The 21,873-nt window shown below is 42.5% G+C and carries 24 protein-coding genes; 1 reads left to right on the top strand and 23 read right to left on the bottom strand.

Translation table 11 applies throughout. The features are described from left to right. Positions 1-28 precede the first annotated feature (28 nt). Complete coding sequence (locus tag MHI52_RS12655; RefSeq protein ID WP_405159119.1) at positions 29-2,278, top strand: FAD-dependent oxidoreductase; 2,250 nt, start codon at positions 29-31, stop codon at positions 2,276-2,278. A gap of 60 nt (positions 2,279-2,338) precedes the next feature. Here MHI52_RS12655 and MHI52_RS12650 read toward each other — a convergent pair whose 3' ends face one another. From MHI52_RS12650 to MHI52_RS12540, 23 genes are all read right to left on the bottom strand, one after another. Next, positions 2,339-3,409, bottom strand: coding sequence for a glycoside hydrolase family 105 protein (locus MHI52_RS12650; RefSeq protein WP_405159118.1), 1,071 nt, complete (start codon positions 3,407-3,409; stop codon positions 2,339-2,341). A gap of 41 nt (positions 3,410-3,450) precedes the next feature. Beyond that, positions 3,451-5,952 (bottom strand): hypothetical protein, encoded by a 2,502-nt coding sequence (locus MHI52_RS12645; protein WP_405159117.1) that lies wholly within the window; start codon positions 5,950-5,952, stop codon positions 3,451-3,453. A gap of 53 nt (positions 5,953-6,005) precedes the next feature. Next, positions 6,006-6,830: a carbohydrate ABC transporter permease gene (locus MHI52_RS12640; protein WP_036609056.1), complete on the bottom strand. Its 825-nt coding sequence runs from the start codon at positions 6,828-6,830 to the stop codon at positions 6,006-6,008. Next, positions 6,830-7,735, bottom strand: a complete 906-nt coding sequence (locus MHI52_RS12635; RefSeq protein ID WP_074094691.1) for a carbohydrate ABC transporter permease — start codon at positions 7,733-7,735, stop codon at positions 6,830-6,832. Before MHI52_RS12635 ends, MHI52_RS12640 begins: the two co-directional genes overlap by 1 nt. Before the next feature lie 91 nt (positions 7,736-7,826). Next, a complete protein-coding gene (locus MHI52_RS12630) occupies positions 7,827-9,098 on the bottom strand; it encodes a sugar ABC transporter substrate-binding protein (RefSeq protein ID WP_340903886.1) in 1,272 nt (423 codons plus the stop codon). Positions 9,099-9,120: 22 nt separating this feature from the next. Further along, positions 9,121-10,002 carry an AraC family transcriptional regulator gene (locus tag MHI52_RS12625; protein ID WP_036609061.1) on the bottom strand — a complete coding sequence of 294 codons (882 nt, stop codon included), beginning with the start codon at positions 10,000-10,002 and terminating at the stop codon, positions 9,121-9,123. Positions 10,003-10,238: 236 nt separating this feature from the next. Next, positions 10,239-11,039: a phosphotransferase gene (locus MHI52_RS12620; protein ID WP_076249711.1), complete on the bottom strand. Its 801-nt coding sequence runs from the start codon at positions 11,037-11,039 to the stop codon at positions 10,239-10,241. Positions 11,040-11,050: 11 nt separating this feature from the next. Beyond that, positions 11,051-11,326, bottom strand: coding sequence for a hypothetical protein (locus tag MHI52_RS12615; RefSeq protein WP_076249712.1), 276 nt, complete (start codon positions 11,324-11,326; stop codon positions 11,051-11,053). Positions 11,327-11,492: 166 nt separating this feature from the next. Beyond that, entirely contained in the window at positions 11,493-12,032 is a 540-nt protein-coding gene (locus MHI52_RS12610) for a GNAT family N-acetyltransferase (protein ID WP_076249713.1), read from the bottom strand. Between the two features lie 204 nt (positions 12,033-12,236). Then, positions 12,237-13,424 carry a glycoside hydrolase family 5 protein gene (locus MHI52_RS12605; protein ID WP_076327775.1) on the bottom strand — a complete coding sequence of 396 codons (1,188 nt, stop codon included), beginning with the start codon at positions 13,422-13,424 and terminating at the stop codon, positions 12,237-12,239. 207 nt (positions 13,425-13,631) lie between these two features. Continuing rightward, a complete protein-coding gene (locus MHI52_RS12600) occupies positions 13,632-14,048 on the bottom strand; it encodes a hypothetical protein (RefSeq protein ID WP_405159116.1) in 417 nt (138 codons plus the stop codon). 26 nt (positions 14,049-14,074) lie between these two features. Next, positions 14,075-15,103 (bottom strand): alpha/beta fold hydrolase, encoded by a 1,029-nt coding sequence (locus MHI52_RS12595; protein WP_405159115.1) that lies wholly within the window; start codon positions 15,101-15,103, stop codon positions 14,075-14,077. 51 nt (positions 15,104-15,154) lie between these two features. Next, positions 15,155-15,790 (bottom strand): hypothetical protein, encoded by a 636-nt coding sequence (locus tag MHI52_RS12590; RefSeq protein WP_405159114.1) that lies wholly within the window; start codon positions 15,788-15,790, stop codon positions 15,155-15,157. After that, the gene (locus MHI52_RS12585) at positions 15,787-16,332 is read right to left on the bottom strand and encodes a GNAT family N-acetyltransferase (RefSeq protein WP_405159113.1); all 546 of its coding nucleotides are present in this window, start codon (positions 16,330-16,332) and stop codon (positions 15,787-15,789) included. The genes MHI52_RS12590 and MHI52_RS12585 overlap by 4 nt, the downstream gene beginning before the upstream one ends. A 599-nt stretch (positions 16,333-16,931) precedes the next feature. Beyond that, the gene (locus MHI52_RS12580; protein WP_244660943.1) at positions 16,932-17,330 is read right to left on the bottom strand and encodes a GNAT family N-acetyltransferase; all 399 of its coding nucleotides are present in this window, start codon (positions 17,328-17,330) and stop codon (positions 16,932-16,934) included. After that, positions 17,323-17,955: a hypothetical protein gene (locus tag MHI52_RS12575; protein WP_339286503.1), complete on the bottom strand. Its 633-nt coding sequence runs from the start codon at positions 17,953-17,955 to the stop codon at positions 17,323-17,325. Before MHI52_RS12575 ends, MHI52_RS12580 begins: the two co-directional genes overlap by 8 nt. Continuing rightward, the gene (locus tag MHI52_RS12570; RefSeq protein WP_339286502.1) at positions 17,952-18,494 is read right to left on the bottom strand and encodes a GNAT family protein; all 543 of its coding nucleotides are present in this window, start codon (positions 18,492-18,494) and stop codon (positions 17,952-17,954) included. Before MHI52_RS12570 ends, MHI52_RS12575 begins: the two co-directional genes overlap by 4 nt. 2 nt (positions 18,495-18,496) lie before the next feature. Next, positions 18,497-19,021, bottom strand: a complete 525-nt coding sequence (locus MHI52_RS12565; RefSeq protein ID WP_339286501.1) for a GNAT family N-acetyltransferase — start codon at positions 19,019-19,021, stop codon at positions 18,497-18,499. 395 nt (positions 19,022-19,416) lie between these two features. Continuing rightward, entirely contained in the window at positions 19,417-19,884 is a 468-nt protein-coding gene (locus MHI52_RS12560; protein WP_339188098.1) for a DUF2691 family protein, read from the bottom strand. A gap of 48 nt (positions 19,885-19,932) precedes the next feature. After that, on the bottom strand, positions 19,933-20,463 hold the full coding sequence (locus MHI52_RS12555) for an AAA family ATPase (protein ID WP_405159112.1): 531 nt from the start codon (positions 20,461-20,463) through the stop codon (positions 19,933-19,935). 12 nt (positions 20,464-20,475) lie between these two features. Next, positions 20,476-20,961, bottom strand: coding sequence for an N-acetyltransferase family protein (locus MHI52_RS12550; protein ID WP_340984832.1), 486 nt, complete (start codon positions 20,959-20,961; stop codon positions 20,476-20,478). After that, a complete protein-coding gene (locus MHI52_RS12545; RefSeq protein ID WP_405159383.1) occupies positions 20,951-21,103 on the bottom strand; it encodes a hypothetical protein in 153 nt (50 codons plus the stop codon). Before MHI52_RS12545 ends, MHI52_RS12550 begins: the two co-directional genes overlap by 11 nt. Before the next feature lie 95 nt (positions 21,104-21,198). Beyond that, the gene (locus tag MHI52_RS12540) at positions 21,199-21,729 is read right to left on the bottom strand and encodes an AAA family ATPase (RefSeq protein ID WP_339286500.1); all 531 of its coding nucleotides are present in this window, start codon (positions 21,727-21,729) and stop codon (positions 21,199-21,201) included. Positions 21,730-21,873 lie beyond the last annotated feature (144 nt).

Here is a 21,873-nt window from a genome sequence, read left to right as displayed (position 1 = left end):
TCTAACTTCAGTTAAGGAGGTCACAGATATGAAACAAGAGCATGTACAATACGACATCACCGTCATCGGCGGAGGACTTGCTGGTGTATGCGCCGCGATAGCCGCTGCCCGCATGGGGCAACAGGTTGCGCTGGTGCAGAACCGCCCCGTGCTTGGCGGCAATTCCAGCAGCGAGGTTCGGGTCTGGGTGTGCGGTGCCACCGCCCACGGGATTAACCGTTATGCCCGGGAAACGGGTATTATGGGGGAATTGTTTGTAGAGAATCAGTATCGTAATCCGGAGGGCAATCCCTATCTCTGGGACTTAATCATTCTGGAAGCCGTTCGAGCTGAATCCAACATCAGCCTGTACCTGAACACGGATGTACATGAAGTCGAGGCTACTGGCGATGGGGATGAACGAAAGATCACCTCTGTCACTGGCTGGATGATGGGTTCTGAGCGCAAAATCCGAATCGAAAGTCAGATCTATCTGGACTGTACGGGTGATGGATTGGTAGGCTTTCTGGCTGGAGCCAAGTTTGCACTCGGCCGGGAAGCCCGCAGCGAGTATGGCGAAGAGTGGGCACCAGAGGTGGCTGATCAGATCACGCTGGGCAGTACACTCCTCTTTTATACCAAGGATGCTGGTGCGCCTGTCCGTTATATCCCGCCTTCTTTTGCCAAGGATATTACACAGACCAGCATTCCGATTCGCCGGGTCATTCGCAGCGGGGATTCCGGTTGTCATTATTGGTGGATTGAATGGGGCGGTGAACATGACACCGTTCATGACAATGAGCTGATCCGTGATGAACTGTGGTCCGTGATCTACGGGATCTGGGACTATATCAAGAACTCCTGCAAGTTTGATGCAGATCATATGACGCTGGAGTGGATTGGTTCTCTGCCTGGCAAAAGGGAGTACCGTCGCTTCACGGGTGACTATGTGCTCACCCAGAATGATATTATCAGCCAGCGGGAGTTCCCGGATGCCGTTGCCTTTGGCGGCTGGTCCATTGACCTGCATCCTCCGCAGGGCATGTACGCCGAAGCGAGTGGCTCGAAGCATATGCATGCCGATGGCGTATATCACGTGCCGTTCCGCTCGCTGTATTCCGCAAATGTGCGGAATATGCTCATGGCCGGGCGCGACATCAGTGCATCACATGTCGCCTTCGGCACAACGCGCGTCATGGCAACATGCGCGGTCATCGGCGAAGCCGCGGGTACGGGCGCGGCGCTCTGCGCGTCCATGGGGGTGTCGCCGCGCGAGCTACACGCGAGGCATCTGGCGGTCCTGCAGCAGACGTTGCTGCGGCAGGACGCTTCCATCATCGGGGTGCGCAGCCACGATGAGCTGGATCTGGCCCGGCGTGCACAGGTTACAGCCTCCAGCACGCTGACGGGCATCGCCCTTGAGCAGCCTGGCGAGACGTACCCGCTGGGTACAGATGTCGCCCTGTTGCTGCCTGTGCATCCAGTGCTCAGCGGCCTGGAGCTACTGCTGGATGCATCCAGCGATACCGCACTGACGGTAGAGCTGTGGGATACGGGGCGTAAGGAGAACTACGTCCCGCATTCGTTACAAGTTACGGCGACTGTTAACGTTACAACAGGAAATGCGCAGTGGGTGAAGCTGCCGCTCGAATGGCGACCGGAAGAACCGCAGAATGCTTTTATAATCATCCGCTCCAATAAAGCCGTCTCACTCTACCATTCGACAGAAGCACACAGCGGAGTGCTGATCTTCTTCAAAACAGAAGAAAACCACGTGTCCAAAAATCTGGAGGATCATGCCACGAATCAGCCTGTCGTATTATGGTCCATGCAGGGGTTGGCGCGTCAGCCATTCTGCTGTCGTACCCTCTCTGAGACTTCGGCATATTCAGCGGACAACACGATTAACGGTTATCATCGCCCTTACGGTGGGCCGCAACAGTGGATGTCGCAGCCGATGCAGTCTGGCAATCCTGAATGGGTGCAACTGACATGGGAAGAGCCACAAACCTTGGCTGAGTTGCACTTGACGTTTAATGATGATGTAAACGAGGATCTGGTTAATTTACATCACCATCACACAACATTCCGTGTGATGCCTGAGCTGGTGCGTGATTATCACGTGGAGGTACTGACTCCTGCTGGCGAATGGACACAAGTCGCAAGTGTTCAAGAAAATCACAAAAGAAAAGTTATTCATTCCCTGGATGTCCCTGTGTCAGCTCAGGCTCTGAGAATCATAATTGATGCCACAAATGGCAGCAGATATGCCCAATTAATCGAGATTCGAGCTTACTAAAACAAAAAGGAGGATACAGGAAAATATATCCCCTATCCTCCACACAAAGTCCACCTTATTCTAGTCGGCGGTTGGGACCCGCAAGCCCTCAATCAGAATAAACAACGTAAGTGCTTGTCCATAACCCATTGGACTGATCGCTATATCTTTATAAAACTGAGCATCCTGCCCCACAGGAGTACCATAGGACACCTGCTGTACAACTCCGTGATCATCAATTTGTTTCAACACCGCTTCAAGCGCACTCAAGCCATTCTGGCGATAGGATTCATCCAGGTATCCATACCGGATTCCCTTGAGAATGCCGTATCCAATCGCTGCTGTTGCCGAGGTTTCTTTGTAAGAGGTTGGATCATCCAGCACAGTGTGCCACATGCCATCCTCACCTTGAAGCTTGCTCAGTGCTCTGACTTGAGCGGTTGCTGTATCCAGCAGATAGGCCTTTAACCCGTCTTCGATCGGAATGATATTCAGGAAATCCATAACTCCCGCCGTATACCATGCATTGCCTCTTCCCCAATGAACAGCACCATAGTTATGATTTTCATTGAAATCCCAGCCATGATAGAACAATCCGGTTTTCTTGTTATATAGATATTTGATATGCACAAGGAACTGTCGTTTGGCTTCTTCCACCATGTCGGGTTTCTTGAAGTATACCCCTGCCTTGGCCAAAAATAGCACCGTCATAAACAGGGTATCAATCAGAATTTGACCATCATTGGCATCTCCCGTAATCATATGTTGAAACGCACCATCTCCGGTTCGCAACAGTCCATCCATGATCCAACTGCTCCACTCCTCACAGACCTGTTCGTACTCCCTGTTTTCGGTCAGCTCGCATAGTGAGATCAAAGTAAGGAGCGGAGCGCAGGTGTTCACATTTTTTTCCGGTAACCCTTCCATCAGCCTTGCATTGTACCATGATTCGAGAAATTCCAGCACTTTAGGATCTTTCGTTGCCTCATGGAGTTGAAGCAAGCCATACAGACCGACACCTTGCGGCCATTCCCATAGATGTATGTCGATTAGTCCGATGGGAAACTGTTCATTGATACTTGTGTTTTTCATAGACTCCATCGCTTGGGATACCTTGCTTATTCTCTCCTGCAGCACCATTTGATTCGGCATGTTGGTTATCACTCCCTTGGTTTCTTGCAAATGATTCAGCGCTACATGTCCAGTAACTTCAGTTGTCCCTTCACTCCATAACCTTCATGTATAATTTCCTCTTCTTTAATAAGAAAAGGCTTGTTCATTCCCCATTGAATTGGACCATATACCGGGTCTGTTAGAGTGAGAGTTAAAGCTTGATTATCGAATTGCGGGCTTGCAGAACGAACTTGGTTGATAAAAGCGTCAAATGACCCGAATTGCTGTTCGCTTCCTGCTCTTATAATCCAGGCGTTACGCAAGCCAGGTGAAATAAGCTCACGTTTTCTTGTCACCCCGCTGCTCTCCATACTCGTCCCGTTGGCCGCATATATAGCTGCATAACCCTTATCCAAACGGGCAAAGTGCCAGTTCTCATGCCTTACCCATTCCGTGAAGGAGTGAGTAGGAAAATAAGCATGTGTCCAGTCAGAGTTGTTATCCGCAGGAATATCAAACATCATCAAAGCGATCCCCTCATGCTGAACAACATCGGGCAATATCCCATTCCCAGCCCAGAAGCAAGGTCGACCATCCCCATGCTTGTATATTTCTGCCGGATGATTCACCCAGATCAGCGCCTCAGGTGACAGAGATAAATGCTGGACATGCTCCTGATAACCTGGCTTGCCTGGACGAAAGCGAATGATTGAGGATAAGGAGTATTCCCTGGTCCGACAATGATAGAGCTTGGCGTAACCTCCCTTGCCCTGCTGATTAGCGAACACCAACTGCTGATTGTCCCCAAGCAACAGATGCTCCTGATATGCTGCTGGAGGGCTGTAATCCGATAAACTCAAGGCAACATTGCTTATTGAATAATTGTTTACATTGCCAACGCCATAAGCGATCCAGCACATTGAAGTGGTTCCCGCTGCATAACCACCCAGCAGTTCCTTCTCATAGCTGCGCCCAAACGTTGTGGACAAGACTCCTTGATGCATCTGAACGGTAATATAATAGAATAATAGGTCCATTGCCTTTTTGGCTTGCTGTCTGAGCTGTTCATTATGGGCAAATTCATAGATATGCAACAACCCAACCGCATCAATCGGAATGTATGCACTCGAATTCCATTCTGCCAATCCTTCATCCAAAAAGCGCTCAAACCATAATGCAAGCCTCTGCTCTGCTTTTTGACGGTGTACTTCACCGGATTCACCACTGTTGCTGAACGTTTCATCTCCAAACAGCTGTCCGGCTAACAGTTCATTGGTATGGAACAACAAGGCATGGTTCTCACTGAAGAACCACATCACATCATCGCCAGGTTCATCAATCCAATACCGATAGCCCAGAATACTTGCTTTCACCCGATCCCAGAACGATTCACTAAACAGACCGCTATTTCGCTCATCTCTCCAAAGACGGAACAGTCCCACCAGATAGAAGTCACTGCAATCCTTCCGTTGCTCAATCCCTTCCACACCCTCAAGCAAAATGTTCTCCGCTTCTTGCAGATTACCTCCTGTTTTGAGCATGGCAATGGCCTTATGAATATTGGGACTGCCCTTCTCGGCAATACATCGCAGAGCCAAGGATTTGCGGGCTTCAATATCCGCAGCTTGCTGAGCTGCCTCATCATAGCTCGTATCATAGGATTGGCAGCCAAACTTCTTGGTTAGTACAACATTTGAAACTGAAATAGCCAGCGTGAAATATACGTAATGATGACCGAGTTGATTCGTATGTGCCAGGACCAAGTCCGTTTCCTTTTCGGCGATGTGTATCGTCTTGTTTTCGGTACCGTCAAAAAAATTGCCATACTGAATATCAACCTCTCTAACGATATCCGGCAAGGGAAGCGGCAGCTTGAGCTTAATCTGCTCACCTCTGAAGAGATCCGAAGGAAAATAAGCCTGTTCGAGGGCTTGCTCTGCGGATTTTACAGACTCAGCCAAATGAGGAGCAATAGGCAGGGAAATCACCAATTCCTCGTCTCCCAGATATTCCAACGCAAAGGCATACATGGTATCCCGCTCAGCCAGATCCTCCCAGCAGGCATAGATCTCATTAATTCCAGCTAAAAGTTCAGCTTTAATTACGATTTCCTGCTCCTTGTTACGCATGAGTGGCGCAAAATCCGTTACCATTTCCCCATTCACCCACAACGTCAGACTGCCATAGGTCTTAATCCGCAAAGAGGCGGTATGAGCAGTCGGAGAAATGAGTCTTGTCGCCGCGTAACTGCGCAGATGTGTCGGTACAAACCAAAATCCTGATTGCTCCACACGTGGATTATTCCAAGGAGAATACAGTGCCCAAGGCATTCCGTTCTCTTCTCCAACGAAGTCGTCTCCCGGGCTAGGAAACTCGCTCCATTGATCAAAAAATCGCTTCACAGGCTGCGTTCTCCTATGTTCTACAAATTCCTTTCTGCATGGATTCTCATGAATGGCAAAACCATCGATAAGCCAATCATTAATATCTCCCTCCATCGTTGTTGGAACAAAGGCAACAGGCTTTGTATATATGCCGCTGATCATCCAATGATTAATGACCTGATTGTGACCTAATTTCATAGGTTTATAATTCAAGGTATCCATCCCACTCCGGGTGGTATCTGACATTCAACTCATCCTTTCATTCCTGAAGTAATCATACCGCTGACAAAATACCGCTGGAAAACCATAAAAACAATCAGTACCGGAAGCATCGTGATGACGGACATCGCAAGCAAACTTCCCCAATCCACGTTGTATTCACCAATAAAATTAGAGAGCGCAAGCTGAATCGTATATTTCGATGGATCACTAATCGCAATTAATGGCCATACAAAATCATCCCATCTCCACATGAAGGAGAAGATTGCGAGCACCGCAAGAATCGGCTTCGCTATCGGAAGAATAATGCTCCAGTAAATTTTCCATTCGCCCGCTCCATCCATCCGGGCAGCTTCCAACAGCTCGTCCGGTACGGACAACAAATACTGCCGCATAAGGAACACACCTGTTGGGGTTGCTGCTGGCGGGATAATAATCGCGAGTAGGCTATTATACAACCCCAGTGCACTCAGCACTTTGAATATAGGGATCATAATTACCTCAATCGGAATCATGAGTGTTGAGACAAAAGCAATTAATATGATCGCGCTTCCGCGGAAGCGATATTTCGCCAATGCAAAACCTGCCATGGAGTTAATCAATAACAGTAGCAGCGTTGAGCTTACAGTTACGATCGTACTATTCATAAAATACAAGCCAAAATCGCCTTTACTGAATGCCTCCTTGAAATGCTCGAAGGTGATTGGCTGCGGCCATAACTTGGGAGGGAAGCTGTACAGATCGCTATTCGTTTTTAGAGAAGAAATCACGACCCACAGGACAGGCAGGAGCCACACCACTGCGGCAACACTTAACAGACTGTAGATGAAGATTTTGACCATAGGCTTCATTACCATTACGTAGCCCCTCCTTTCGATAGACGGAATTGCAGAGCCGAGAATCCACCAATAAGGATAAACAGTATCACCGACATGGCACTGGCCAGACCGAGTTCCTGTCTGTTAAAGCCAATCTCATAAATATATTGAACAATATAGGTGGTATCTTTGCCCGGCCCACCACCTGTAAGCGCAAACATAAGTGGGAATGCTTTGAACGCGTCAATCAGAGTCAGCATAACAACAAGCAAACTTGTGGGCTTCAACAACGGGAGCGTAATATATCGAAACACCTTTATTCCCGTTGCCCCGTCCAAGCGGGCAGCCTCATAATAATCCGTAGGTATAGCCTGCAAACCCGCGATAAAAATGACCATGAAAAAGCCTGCACGTGACCATACCGTCGCGATGATTACAGCCGTATTTGCCCAAAAGGAAGAAGTTAAAAAACCAACAGGTTCCACACCAACCACGGTTAACAGATGATTCAAGATGCCAAATGAATCTCCGAAAATCCACTTCCAGGTCAATCCTACAATAATGTAAGAAATCATGGTCGGCCAGTAAAATACGGCCCTGAAGAACCCGCGCATTCTAATCTCGCGCGCAAGCAACAAAGCAATGCCTAACGCTGCTGCATATATTAGCGGAACAACAATCGCTGCATAAATCCCCGTTCGTCCGATGGTCGACCAAAATTCCCGATCCCCTATAATTTTGATATAATTATCCAGCCCGTTAAACTTCATTGGGTTCAATCCATCATAGACATGGAAGGAATAATAGAGGCCCAATAAAGAAGGAAATACGATAAAAGTTCCAAAGATCAGGAGGTTGGGTAGTATAAACAGATAAGGAGCAATAACGAGCTTCCTGTTCTGTTTTGCCAGCGTATTTTTGTTTAATCGTTGTCCTTCACTCATCTGCTTGCCCCTTCCTTATGCGTTATTCGAAAGGGAGGCTTCACAGGAATCGGTAAGCCCCCGTATACGAATTAACCAAAGCGCTTTACGTTTATTGACTGCCAATAGCCTCGTTAATCAGTTTGGCTGTTCGATCCAATGCCTCCTGCGGAGTTGCCTTATCGGATAAAACCTCAACAATATTATTTTTCAGGTCCGTTGAAATTTTGGATATAATGGTCTGTCTGGACCAGTCATTAGCTGCAAGAGGCGAACTGTTCTTCAGTTCATCCGCGAAAATTTCAAACATTTCCTTGCCGAATTCATAATTCAATACAGAGCTGTCCTTCCGTGGACTCATAAACAATGATTCTTGGTTATATTTTGAATTTACTTCTTTGGACGTTAAGTATTCAATAAATTCTGCCGCCTCCTGCTCATATCCGCTGCCTTTGAAAGCCATCAGAAACTTCCCGCCTGGTACTGAAGAACGTTGTGTTCCTTTTGGCATATAGGTGACTCCCCATTCAAAATCGGTGATATCCTTGTAATTGCTGATCATCCAGTTGCCAGCCCAGTGGGTAGCCACCGTCCCGGAACGGAACAGGTTGTTCGGATTTTCCCCTCCGAGCCATACGGATTCGGGCATGATCCCTTCTTGATGAAGCTGCTTGAACTGCTCCATGCTACGGATTCCGGCTTCACTGTTAATCGCTGCTACAGTGCCATCCTCTGTTAAGATGCTTCCGCCATTCTGATACAAAAGAGTGGACCATCTATGCGGTGTGACATCCCATACCATGCCATAACGTGCTCCGCCTTTGTCCATAACCTCTTTTAACGCAGCTGTGTATTCATCCCACGTCCATACCTGGTCAGGAGAGGTCGGTACTTTGACGCCCGCTTTATCAAATAAGGTTTTGTTATAAATAAGCCCATTCGCTGTAACATCCATAGGCGCCGCTACCAGCTTGTCATTAATAACATAATAAGGTTTAAGTGAGTCAATAAATTGATCCTCGAATTGGTCCGCATTGTCCACGTAAGGTGTCAGATCAACCGCCTGATTAGCAAATGATCCGGTATCCGTGACCCGGCTCAGGGCAGGTGGCTTTCCACCGGATAACATTGTTTTTAATTTGGTTTGGATATCCTTGAAGCCAACTTCAATCAGGTTGATTTTAACCTTGGTATTGGTCTGCTCATAATCTTTAATGATTTCCTTGATGACTTCTCCTTCTTTTCCGTCAGAGAACCACAGGAAATCCAGGGTTGTTTGTTTTGGATTAGCATTGGTACCTGAATTTCCGCAAGCAGTCAATACGATGAGTAACATGACCAATACCATGCTAGTGATGAGCTTAAACGTTGTTCTTCTTGTCATATCAACATCTCCTTGGAAGGTTCTAATGAATTTTGGCTTCGTTGAGCAATTCACTTTTACGGAATAACTGTGGTGATACACCCACATATTGTTTAAAGGCCCTGCTAAAATATACAGGTGTGTTAAAACCTAGCGTCTCAGATATGGACAAAATCGGTGCATCCGTAGACAGCAACAATTTTTTGGCCTCTGCAACTCTTTTCCGTATAACATAGTTGCTTATGGTATATCCCGTCGTCTCTTTGAAAGAATGACAAATGTAGTATTTATTCAAATGGAGCGTTTTGGACAGTTCATCCAATGAAACATTCTCCGTGTAGTTCTGGTTTAAATAATGAAGAACCCGGCTTACGCTTGTTTGCTTCTGGGAAGAACATAAGATAGGATTGGCGGATTGCTCACTGGTTGTTTTCCGGTAAATCCGCAGTAGCAATTGGGTAAGACTTAATTTGACCATTGTTTTGTACCCTGTATTTCCTGCCCCCATCTCCTCCTTGATTCCCTTAAATATAGCTGTGATATACTCACGCTCCTCCGGAGGCCAATGCACCAATAACCCATTGGGATGACGGAATATGGACATCAGATTCTCCAACTGACTGACAGCAAGCATGTCCAAAAGCAATAATTCCGTGAAATTGACAAAACTTCGCTTGTACACCATTTCTCTTGAAGGATTGATTCGGTGGGGCACACCGCCTCTGAATATAAACATATCTCCAGGCAGCGGCTTATATATTCGGTCACCGATTAAAAAGGTTGCATCTCCTTGAATAAAATAATGTATCTCATACCCATTATGCGTATGAACAGGCCATTCATCCTGAAAATTATCTGCTTCTGATCGCACATAAACTTCATTTTCCTGCAAAGCAATATTCGTCGGGGTGTGTATGGTTAGCATCAGTAAGATCTCCCTTCCCAGAATATAAAAAGCAATATAGTTTAATAATTTACAATGATAGCGCTTTACAATGAATTGTATCACAGTTATTTCGATCTAATCTGAACTATATTGCTGTATTGTTGATCACAATTGTTGAAAATGATTAGAAAGGAATTTATAGGGATTTGAAAGATGAAAACAAAAAAACCGCTGTCCAGCCCGTAGGCTATCACGCGGTCCATTAGCATTACATTTCAAACCCATTCATCCCAATGGTTTTCAAGAAAAATGACTTCTTTCTCATAGTGGGCCAGATGCCCCTCTTCGACCATCTTCATAAAAGCGACATCTCCATCAGCCGCACGATCAGTCAGTGTTTTACACATGAAACGGATACGTGATATGACCCAATCCTTCAAATCTGCTGGAACACTCAGCCCGTACGTAGCCATGAATAAGGCAATCCGTTCTTTTCGAACAGTTCCGTGTGCCTGGCTGACGTATGGCATTACACCCTTTCCGTCCATCTCTGGTGAGAAATTTGCGAGTGGAACGGACGTATACAAGACATAGGCGATATCCCACATTCGCGGACCCGGACCCGCCATATCAAAATCAATAATGCCTTGAGGACGGCCATCCTTGTACACCACATTATACGGCGCAAAATCGTTATGACATACAACTTCATCTTCTGTTATGCCTGGATATCTGTTCGTTGATACTGATGTTGTTGTAAATCCAATGGTCGCATCATGGTAACTTCTCAACAGTTTTGCTACTTCAATCAAAGATTCGTCTGACCACATATACTCTTCTAGATCAGGGTAGTCATTGCCTGGAACGATGCCTTCGAGGTAAGAGAGCGTTTCTCTCCCCTGTTCATCTATTCCCAGAAATCGAGGGGCATGATCATAACCAACTTTTTCGAGATGTAAAAGCAGTTCAACCACATATGGATTTGGCTTCACATGCCGGCGAACCGTCTCACCTATTCTGACGACCTGATTCACATTACCTCCTGATAACACTTCCTCCTGTTGGGCCACTTTCATCCCTCCTCAAGCTAAACTTCCTTGTTATACCCATGATTACGATTTTTCTTATAACTCCCCGGGAATCCCGCCACCAATAGTATGAATCCAACAAAAAACATGAAGTATACGAGTAAACCTGTTGGATGCTCGTTCATCTGAGCAAACTGGGGTACGTTCGTCCCTCCTGACGCATATCCTGCTTCTACTATAGCGACAGAGACTCGTATTGAAATTCTGTCCATCGTTGAAATAAACACACTGCCAAGCATGAGGACTACACCCAAAATCTTGTTAATATTATTCATTTCATGCCTCCTTGATTAACCGTCCACTTTTTATGAGGTTATCTACTTAATGTCTTTCGATTCTCTAGTCCATATTCCTGCATGTTATATTAACGGTCCGTTCCTATATCATCATATCAAATAGCGGCGTCATCACTGACGCCGCTGTTGACGCTCTCTGAATAAGTTACGTAGCTACCACTTGGTGCAGATCCATACTATTTTCGAAAAAGGCTGACCGTTCAACATAATACAGATCATACATCTGTTCATTCAAATTAATCCGTTGATATACATCTGGATACACATCATTGGCTAACTTCACATAAGGCAGTTTTTGTACCGCTTTTCTGGATCTTATATTCTGCTTGCGTATCTTCATAAATACCGTTTCAATCCCATGTTCCAGAAACAATTCAACAAAAAAGGCTGATTTGGCTCTTTGGCTATACCCGTTTCCAAAAAACGGTGAACCAATCCAAGTGGCTAAAAAACCGCTTTGATGCTCAATATGATATAGATCAATGGTTCCAATAGGCTGCCCTGTTTCATTCAAAATCGTTCGGGAAATCACTGTCTTTTGCTCTTCTTCGACCATCAATTGTTTGGTCAGGAATAGATATTCTTCATACGATTGGCATTGATAACGAACGTAAGGAGAAACTGCGGGGTCCATCATTAAGCTGTACAGTGAAAGGCATTCCTGCAAATCACGTTTTTTTAACATTCTGTCTACCACCTAGTCCTTTTAGTTCGCTATATCAAGCAAATTAAGTATATAAAAGCTAGTGTGGGATTTAATGAATTCTGTATGTGGCTTATGTAAAATGCATTGGTAAATGTTGTTCATCTTCATCTCCAGTAGCACAAAAAAACGGCATGTCCCTTTTACAGGAACACGCCGTTTACACGGATACAGCCAGACAGTAATTTATTGCATACCTTGCATGATGGCATTAATGATATTTTGCTGCGTCACGGTTTTGTTTGAACGGTTAAACAATGCGAATCCATGTTGACCGTTATGCCCGTTATCCCAATAAACAGGAACCATTTTGTATTTTTTAGCTTTTGCGGTAACTGCTTTGGCGTATGCAGCACGATATACATTGTTGCTGGAATCATAGGACGTTTTATCAATGGAACCGAACTCACCAATCACTACGGGATAGCCCTGAGTCACAAATTTGTCGTACATGGACTTGAACTGCGATTCAAGATAATCCTCTTGTCCCCAAGTAGACTTCTTGGCAGGATTCGTAGAAGTTGCACCCCACTGTGTGATATTACCGTTTTCCTCACCTGCAAAATCCCACGGAGAGTAATAATGTGCCGAGATCATGATTCTCTTCTGCGAACTAGGAATAGCCGAGGATCTGTAATTATCTGTCGGAAGAGCAAAGCCATAATTACCAACAGTGTAGTCAATATTGGTATTCCAGCCTGGAATCAGCAACCATCTGGCATTGTTGTTACCTCCAGTCTGACGAACCGTATCCACGAAGATTTGATTGTATGCGTTCAGATTGGCGTAATAGGCCGAGTTTGGATTGCCATAGGTACCATCGAATACTTCGTTCATGGATTCGAAAATAAGACGGTCATTGTAGTTGCTAAACTTGGTGGCAATCTGCTGCCACACCTTCTTATATTTTTCCTTAATGGCAGTCTGATTGCCACCATTCACGAGTAGCCATCCACCCTGTACGGAATTAAACCCATCACCATGAATATTGATGATCACATACAGACCTTCATTGTACGCATAATCCACGACTTGCTGAATTCGATTCAGCCATGCCGCATTGATTGTATAATTGGGAGCGCTTCCAATGTTACTCAAATAGGAAACGGGAATACGAATGGATTTGAATCCTGCCGCTTTTACCTTTTTGATTAACTCTGGAGTTACCGTAGGATTGCCCCAAGCTGTCTCATTCGGTGTACCGTTCACCGCTGCTTCCAGCTGATTGCCGAGATTCCATCCTGCACCCATCTCAGACACTATTTGCGAAGCGTCCGCTGCTGATGCTTTAGCGCTCCATCCCGTAAAGGCTACCGCAGCCACTAATACCAGTGCCAAGCTGCTGATGCCAAATTTCTTCCATTTTTTGAACATAACCATACCTCCGCTTATTCTATTATTTTTAACAAGCAGTGCAGTTAATCTATGCATACAGATTGAATGATTCGAGAATACGTGCCTCCTCTCTCTATCGATCAAACAAATGAATTCTTCGTCCAACAACAACATAATAACACATTTATGGAAAATAAATCTATATCTTTATTGTTTTTTGTGACTATTTACTACAAAATAATCCATCTATCCGTTTAAGTGAATTGCTTGGATTTGTTCTCTATTAAAATCAATAATCATAATGTGATCGCGCAAAATATGATCTCCGCAAGATATTGTTGCGCCGTAATCGGCTATACTGTTAAATGTGATATCCACACGATAGACTTCAATCTCATTAAACCAATTGTGATGTACTTTTTCCTGAAGTTCATTCTCATAATAATCTCGAAAGACAGTCTCACAAGTTGAAAACCACTTAATGTAATCTTCAATTTTATGAACAATTGAATCTAACGGTGTATTAGTGGACACATATATTCGAAAGTCATTTAAATCCTCATCCTGTATGCAATGTTTAAATATTTGCACAGTATTTTGCAGAGTGTAACACCGGTAACTCTCATCACTCTCTTCTTCAAGCTCAATGAATTCATTTAACAATATGATCTTGCTCCTCTCAATGCATATTAAAATAGCTCAATTAACCACTTTACGAATTTTTCTTTCTCTTCAAACTGTGGGTAATGCGCCGACTCGTTGAGTACAATGAAGTCTTTGATCGGTGCATCCAATACGTCAAAATAATCACGTGCTGCATTTGCAGTGGTCATATAATCATATTTACCCGTTACAAAATAGGTAGGAATCTCCAGATGATCAACAATATCAGGTAAATTTTGATCAAATGCTTCCCTCAGTAAGATGTCTTGTGAACTGAACATCCCTGAATAAAAGCGAATCATATCCAGCCCATTATATTCGGGATTTAAAAGGAATCCTGAAATATAATCTCTATTCTCGTTGATGAGTCTGGCTGCACCACCGTACTTTTGCAACAAAATTCTAGGCGTAAGTTCCTTTCCTTGCTCGATCGAGCTGCGGATTAGCTCCAGTTTTTTAACATCATCTTCATTACCGGCTTGTTTCGCTTGCTCGTACGTGTACTCCAAACTTTCCAGTTCGCTCTGAAGTGTATTAGCCATCTGTCCAATGCCTATATAAGCGTGAAACTGAGTAGGTGCTTTAGCCGCAGCTTTCATCCCGATGTATGTACCAAATGAATGACCGATTAATATAACCTTCTCTTGACCTAACTCCTTAGATACATAATCCCTTAACGCTAACAAATCATCTACTAATACATCTGTTGTGAGATTCGAGTAATCTTCAAAAAAGTGATAGGACTTCCCACTCCCACGTTGATCGTAATGCACCACCGTGAAGTGTTGCTCAAGCTCTTTCTGATACTTCCTTACGTATGGAATCTCCGAGCATCCCGGCCCGCCATGCACAAAAATCAGGATAGGGTTAGTCCGATCAACACCCCTGATCATGACTTCATGTCCTGTACCGTTAATTTCGACCTGTTCTAACATGCTGATGCTGTTTTCACCTTTAATTTTGGGTGTCCATGTGGGAAATATCAGAGCTACTATAACTATTAAAATAATACTGAATATGCTGTACTTGAGTGTTTTACGTATTTTTTTGCGCATGTAATGCTCCTTAAATAATAAGTTTCATTTGTAATTCTACCAACGGTTCCTTTATCGTAACGGATACAACAATTCAACGGGTTCTATCATCAGCTCTTCTTGGAAGATGTAATTGTGATCGGCTCCAACGATACAGAGGATTCGTTTTCCTGGATGAGCTTCAATTGTATTTTTGACTCTTTGAATCATAATCTGATTACGGACCACCCAGCGAAAGTTCTGTGCCTTCGCGTTTACCTGATGCAACCATTCATATTTTTGTCTGGTTACACGATCGAACTCCTTTGAATTAAAAGGAATCTCGCCAAACTGATACGTCTCCATTTGCTCTGCAAACCAATGATCATCCCGTTGTTCAAGTTCTTTGCGTTCCACGTCCGAATAACCGTTGAATGGATCAAAAGCATTCCACACATCCAATTCAAACCAGTCAATAGGGACAAATAGGATGTTATGCTCCTCGCATAAAGGGAAGACCAATTCCCAATACTCACTGGCTGGTTCTCCCCAGTATCCTCTATCATGTTTGTCCTTCAGATACCTCAACCAACTCTGCGGATGAACTTCACCACAAATGAGATCTGGTTTAAACTCAGTAATCACATTCTTGTAAAGGGAAAGAGAACAATGATATCGCTCTCTGAGTTCTGGATTATGAATGGTTCCGAGTATCCCAACCGTTGTCATGTGCCCAGCTCCTTTATCATGTGTATATCTTTCGGCTCTTTGTCATAGAGTTCTTGATCAATCTCACTTGCAATCTGACTGCCCTGACTTCTATAAAAGGATACCGCTGATTTCGTCTCTGTGGAGGAGATATACAGATACTGTGCACCACGTTTCTTAGCCTCTTCACCTAACTCGTTTAGAATACGTTTTCCAACGCCTTGTCTTCTGTACCCGCGTGAGACATACATCAAGTCAACTTGTAATTGATTTCGTTCTTTTCCTCTATATTGATGTGCCAGTACTCCAAATCCGATTAATTGATCGCCAGCAAACGCGCCATATGCCATGCCACCTTGTTCTAATTCGTACACATATCGATTTTGAATCTCTTTCAAAAGCATCTCATCCCAGTTTGAGCATTCATGATTTTGTTCAAGTTCAACCAATCGGTTCTCTCTCATTTCATAAATGAGATCAATATGTTCCGAGCGATCTATTTCCTGCAGCTGATTCATATCATCAAGGGTCAACGTTCTATACGTTATCATGATTGTTGCCATCTCTCCTTCCCCATGTTATTTCTAAGATCCTATGGCTTTATTGATCGAAGTCTGTATTTATCAAAGACCCTTTTATCGTACAAAATAGTGTATTCCTTGTTCTCTTCAATTAGTTTTGACATATCCATTGGAACGGCTATTGTTCTTTCAAGATTATTAAAATTAATTACAGTCATTTCATTTTCACTAATCTTTTGAACAGTAACTGCTTCAAAAATTGAAGTTCGAAAGGAATTCCATAACAAAATTAAAAGCAATAAAAGTAATAGTGACATGATGAGTCCCTTATTCTTATTCACTAGTTCTTTTCATCTCCTTTAGTTTCAAAACAGAGTTCCTCCAACTAAAACTAGCTTATTTTAATTTCAGGTAACTCATAGCGATCACAACTGCAAATTTGATTAACTCCGGATCAAGTTCATCTAGATCAAACCAGTGGCTCATGTTATCTCTCCCATAAACAACTATTCTTGCAATATATAATTGTTAAACCATTGAAGTGGTAACAAGCTATCATCGGATATAATCGTTGTGAATACCGCAATCAATCCTCGCTTTTGGTTAACAAAGATATATTGCCCTCTGAAATGTTGAGTCTATCATTTTATTTCCAACCTGTAGATCACTTCATCATCTGAATTGGTTCTGTTCTCACTAATGAAGGACATGCTCTTATACAAATTCTGTGCTATTTCGTTATCCCGTTCAACCGTTAATGAAATAACCTTGCATTCCGGATGCTGTTTTGTAATGTAATCTAGAATGGCTCTTATAGCGCGCTTTCCCATTCCTTTGCCTTGATAGGATTGATCGATTTGAAAACCACCAATCCAGTAATTATCTGTACTATCTGGCGTATAACTTAGATAAAAGAAACCAAATACCTTCCCATCAATCTCAAGTACGTAAGGATCAAATGCTTCATCCCACGGTTTTATATAGGCGTAAGCGATCCCCTCAATAACAGATGGAACTAATGAGACTTGGTGTTCATACAAAGAGATCTTCAGCGCCTCTTCCCAATTCTCCCGTGTGACTGGTTGTATCTTTATATTCACCACTGTATCTCCTCTTTCGATAATCTTTGATTACCTCTAAGGGTCTTTTACTCTCACTTACAACCACTTCCAAATGATGTTCAATCAACTGTATCACTTGTTTTTTATTCTTCGTGATTGTTGCAGTCTTATGGTTTTTGTTAATTGTACATATAACTTCTTCTATATTATATTGATGGTTCCATTTCACAATCATCTTGCATAAGTTCTTAAATGACTGCTTGTAATTCCACGGTTGCAAGCCCATTCTGGACAATACAAACCTCTTTATAATTCGATAATCTCTAATGAGAACATTTGGAGCTAATACAAAAATCAAATCCGCTTCCTGGATGGACGCTATTGTCCAATCTTTGCAATGTACTCCTTCTATGATCCAAGCTTCTGAACTGACAATAGACTGGACTGATTCATCCCTAACATGTTCAGGATATCTCAGATTTTCGGCACTTCTGTCCCAGATGAGATTGTCTAATTCATAGCAAGGAATACCGTATTTATCCGACAATTCTTTGGCTAATGTTGATTTCCCACTACCGCAAGATCCAATAATTCGTATTCTCATACATATTCTTTCTTCAAAAATGCATAGATGACATTATCAACAAATCGATTTTTCCAATAATAATGTTCTTTCAATATGCCTTCTTCACTGAACCCAATTTTCTCAAGTAACTTCCTTGATCCCGCGTTCTCTGGCTCGACAAATGCTTCAATTCTGTTTAATTCAAGATTCTTGAATCCATATTCAACGATTTTCTGAGTTACCTCGGTCATGTAACCCTGCCGCCAGAACTCTGGTGCTAACTCATATCCCAACACAGCTTTATGATGTTGTTTCATCCAACCATGAAATCCGCATGTTCCAATAATTCTGTTGTCCGATTTCAAAGCAATTCCCCAGCGGATCACCTGACCATTTTCGAATCGTTCTTTCCACCTTTGTATAAGTACTTCTGCTTGTTTTATAGTTGTGAAACTTTCTACATCGTAGAATCTTGTAACTTCATCTGAAGAAAAAATATGAAATATGTCTTGGGAATCACTCTGTTTAATCTCTCTTAACAGCAATCTTTTGGTTTCTAGTTCAGGAAATGGAGTCATATTCACTTCACCTCAATCGAGTATACTGCTACATTTTTCCCAATTATATCTACGTCCTTCTCGTGTTTCATACCATTCTTTTGCGCGACTTTCATAGAACCCACATTGCCATGTTGAATTAACGATATTAATCTTTTCTGCTTCAAGTGATCCATGCCATATTCTTTCCACGCTTTTGCTTGTTCATAACCATAACCCATTCCCCAGTATTGCTCTACAACCCAGTAACCAACTTCAAGCTCATCATTGCCTTCAATGATTTGAGGAATCAGTCCAGAGGTTCCAATTAACTTGTTATCCTCTTTATTAAATGCGAGGAACAGCCCTTTATCGTCTTTATTCCAGTTGATGAACTTTTCCAGGCTTTGCATGGTTTCTTCCTTCGTCCAGGGTCCTCCATGTCTTATAAATTTCATCATATTTGGCTCACGTGTCATCTCAAAAAGTAAATCGAAATCATATTTGGTGTATTTCCGAAATATAAGTCGTTCTGTCTCCATCTTTCTCTCAACTCCTTTTTCATTCATAAGATGTAATCGTATTCATAAACATTCAAATATCATGGGGAAACGGACTAGAGTCTGTTTTCATACTCAGGCAAGTTAAACGATGATGGGTGCCAGCTTACCGTCCGAAAATCCCTAAAATTCAGGGTGGCTGATGCTGGCGAATCGCCAGGCGATTTTCTAAGGAACACAGGACATCTTATTTCTCAAAATCATCTTACAAAAACGCTACAAAAGGCTATTTTTTCTGGTATAGCGTGTCTTAGATTTCGGAGGGCGTTTCAAATTCCCGAATAAGACGTGTCAGGTTCGTTAGCATTTAACCCCTAACACTAAACTCAACGCTATGCTAATGCATAACAACGAAAGCATGGGAAGTTCTATCAAACCTTAGCAGTTAATCCCATGCTCCTTTATCACCAGACCGATAGTTTTGTCCTAGCATCATTCTCATCTGTTAAATATGCGAGAGATTCAAATCCCTGTCTATTTATATGATTATATAATTCCTCGACTTTCTCTAGATCTTTACAATAAACCGTGACGTAGATACTATCGATCACAAGAAGAACCATCTGACACTCACTCTCCACATAATCTTCATAGGTGATTACATCTGTTATTTGTGAGCCTTTTGGAAATGCTTTTAAATTCGCAAATATTAAATAATACTCGTTGTCATCAATAATCTTCTGTAATTCTTCTCCATTCATACCCATAATCACATCCGGAAAAAGATCATCCCCTAACGTATCATCAACAACGAAATAGGACTCCTCCTCACCAATAAACCAATCGAAATTAGATACTTCCATTGGTTTTAAAATCTCCCCAAGAAAGCGACCATAGGCATTTGGTATTTCAAAACGTATTCCTCTGTTCATCTGTTCACCCTCTTATCATTTTCAATTCGAAGCATAATAACAGTACAGTTATTTCAATCGATACTTCTCATTATTTATAATTCCACTTACTATTTCAGGTAATTGTGCTTCTGTAAAATGATTAGTATACAGCTTGTTATCTACTCTCAGATCGGGATGATTTTCAAACTCATCCAGCAGAATTATACTTCTTTCTTTCATTTGATATTCTTCCGCTCTTAGACGGTCTCTACGAATAATCGTTTGACGATCAACCATGAGTACAACATAGATTATGCGAACATGATAGTCTTCCAATTCTGTCATTAATCCATCAATGTCTTCCGGAAGGGCCACATAGTCCAGAACAACATCGTATTTATAATCCAATAAGTTTTTCACTAGACTAGATATATTTTTCCAAGTTAAGTCGTTTGTATCCTTATCAAGCCAGGGTTTACCTCGCCCTTTGACCGGAAAGTGACTAACCTCATCTCCAGAAATGTAGGCACTTTTATCTAAAGTCTGAACCAGCAGCTTGGAAGTTGTAGATTTCCCTACTCCAGGGGGGCCAGATATAATATATAGGTTTCTACTCATTTCGTATTCTCCTTACAATATCTTTTGGAAACTTCCAATATCCAGTTTTCTATCGAATTTATATCCAATCTCTTTAAACAGAGCACATTGTTCATAACCATTTCTCTCAAATAATGATTTACTTCTTGTATTCTCCATGCAAATCGTCGCAATTAAGGTATGGAATCCTTGTTCTTTTGCAATCTTCTCAATAAAACGTAGTGCTTGTTTCCCCAAGCCTTTTCCCAAAATATCGGGCTTCAAATATATGGTGACTTCACCGCAAATGTCATATGCCTGTTTACTCTTATATTGGGTGATCAGAACATAACCCATCATTTGATTGTTTTCAAGAATTACATAAGTTTTATACCGCGTATCCTTGTTCATCACAGAGGATTTAATCTGATCAATATCTAATTCCTCCGTATGAAACGAAATCGTTGTATTCATTACATAATAGTTATAAATCTCTCTAATTTCAGGGAGGTGCTGTTCGGTTACCTCTTCAAAAGTCACTGTCGTCAATTAGGTTCCATCCTCTTCTGTTCATGTCTTCATCATATGTATGAAATACCGCGTCTAGATTTAATTCACCGTAAATATGAGGATATTCCCTGCCTTCATTATACAGATCTTCCCATATAGCTTCTGACTTTATTTTAGAATCCCATTAATCAACGCGGCTTCCCACTCTTTTCTTAAGAGTACATGTACAATCATCATCCTAAAATCCTCCTTAATAAAAAATGATAATTATTTGGATAGGACCTTCCTCAATATGAGTTCTATGATTTCACTAGTCTCCAGATGATCGGTAATAATGCGAGTTTGAAATTTTTCATCTTTGAAAGCTTCAACACACTTTGGTGCTTGTTGATACTGCCAGCCTCCATATTCATCTCCACGTTTAGCCAAACGATGATAAATCGTCTCTTCTGTAGCCGTAAGGCAAAAATGATGAATGTCCTGATCGATCTCTTTCAACCCGTTATAGATGTAATGAAAGTTTTCCATTTTATAGATGGTCATGGGGATAATTAAGTGTCTGTTGTATTTCTGCTTTACTTCTTTAGCCGTCTTTACGGTTAGAATTTTCCATAAATCGATATCTTGAAAATCATCCGTACGTTCCCTTTCCTCTCTACAATTCTCCGGAAGAAGTTTTCTGAGCATATAACCTATTTCTTCAGGATCGTAGATCATGCTGTTTGCAATTAAGGGCTGAAGTGCTTCTGCTGCAGAAGTTTTTCCCGAACCAAACGCTCCATTAATCATGATGATCATTTGATGATTTCACTCCCATTCAATGAAATTTTCAATAGAAACCAGATTCTTCACATACAATTTCATCCATTATAAATGTTTTCCTTCCACTTTTGTGTTACAAAATGGAAAAAAACATAATGAAATCCCATTGGGTCAACCCAA

This window comes from Paenibacillus sp. FSL H8-0283 (genome assembly GCF_045040675.1).
Taxonomy (GTDB): domain Bacteria; phylum Bacillota; class Bacilli; order Paenibacillales; family Paenibacillaceae; genus Paenibacillus; species Paenibacillus amylolyticus.
This window is presented reverse-complemented; position numbering and strand designations above follow the sequence as displayed.

What these genes read in the sequence shown, in the direction of transcription:
- MHI52_RS12635 (WP_074094691.1), bottom strand. Translation starts at nt 7,735, where the DNA reads ATGAGTGAAGGACAACGATTAAACAAAAATACGCTGGCAAAACAGAAC.
- MHI52_RS12565 (WP_339286501.1), bottom strand. Translation starts at nt 19,021, where the DNA reads ATGAATGAAAAAGGAGTTGAGAGAAAGATGGAGACAGAACGACTTATA.
- MHI52_RS12615 (WP_076249712.1), bottom strand. Translation starts at nt 11,326, where the DNA reads ATGAATAATATTAACAAGATTTTGGGTGTAGTCCTCATGCTTGGCAGT.
- MHI52_RS12570 (WP_339286502.1), bottom strand. Translation starts at nt 18,494, where the DNA reads ATGACTCCATTTCCTGAACTAGAAACCAAAAGATTGCTGTTAAGAGAG.
- MHI52_RS12575 (WP_339286503.1), bottom strand. Translation starts at nt 17,955, where the DNA reads ATGAGAATACGAATTATTGGATCTTGCGGTAGTGGGAAATCAACATTA.
- MHI52_RS12585 (WP_405159113.1), bottom strand. Translation starts at nt 16,332, where the DNA reads ATGGCAACAATCATGATAACGTATAGAACGTTGACCCTTGATGATATG.
- MHI52_RS12630 (WP_340903886.1), bottom strand. Translation starts at nt 9,098, where the DNA reads ATGACAAGAAGAACAACGTTTAAGCTCATCACTAGCATGGTATTGGTC.
- MHI52_RS12655 (WP_405159119.1), top strand. Translation starts at nt 29, where the DNA reads ATGAAACAAGAGCATGTACAATACGACATCACCGTCATCGGCGGAGGA.
- MHI52_RS12560 (WP_339188098.1), bottom strand. Translation starts at nt 19,884, where the DNA reads ATGAACAGAGGAATACGTTTTGAAATACCAAATGCCTATGGTCGCTTT.
- MHI52_RS12640 (WP_036609056.1), bottom strand. Translation starts at nt 6,830, where the DNA reads ATGGTAATGAAGCCTATGGTCAAAATCTTCATCTACAGTCTGTTAAGT.
- MHI52_RS12610 (WP_076249713.1), bottom strand. Translation starts at nt 12,032, where the DNA reads ATGTTAAAAAAACGTGATTTGCAGGAATGCCTTTCACTGTACAGCTTA.
- MHI52_RS12590 (WP_405159114.1), bottom strand. Translation starts at nt 15,790, where the DNA reads ATGACAACGGTTGGGATACTCGGAACCATTCATAATCCAGAACTCAGA.
- MHI52_RS12605 (WP_076327775.1), bottom strand. Translation starts at nt 13,424, where the DNA reads ATGTTCAAAAAATGGAAGAAATTTGGCATCAGCAGCTTGGCACTGGTA.
- MHI52_RS12625 (WP_036609061.1), bottom strand. Translation starts at nt 10,002, where the DNA reads ATGCTAACCATACACACCCCGACGAATATTGCTTTGCAGGAAAATGAA.
- MHI52_RS12595 (WP_405159115.1), bottom strand. Translation starts at nt 15,103, where the DNA reads ATGCGCAAAAAAATACGTAAAACACTCAAGTACAGCATATTCAGTATT.
- MHI52_RS12555 (WP_405159112.1), bottom strand. Translation starts at nt 20,463, where the DNA reads ATGAGTAGAAACCTATATATTATATCTGGCCCCCCTGGAGTAGGGAAA.
- MHI52_RS12645 (WP_405159117.1), bottom strand. Translation starts at nt 5,952, where the DNA reads ATGAAATTAGGTCACAATCAGGTCATTAATCATTGGATGATCAGCGGC.
- MHI52_RS12620 (WP_076249711.1), bottom strand. Translation starts at nt 11,039, where the DNA reads ATGAAAGTGGCCCAACAGGAGGAAGTGTTATCAGGAGGTAATGTGAAT.
- MHI52_RS12540 (WP_339286500.1), bottom strand. Translation starts at nt 21,729, where the DNA reads ATGATCATCATGATTAATGGAGCGTTTGGTTCGGGAAAAACTTCTGCA.
- MHI52_RS12650 (WP_405159118.1), bottom strand. Translation starts at nt 3,409, where the DNA reads ATGCCGAATCAAATGGTGCTGCAGGAGAGAATAAGCAAGGTATCCCAA.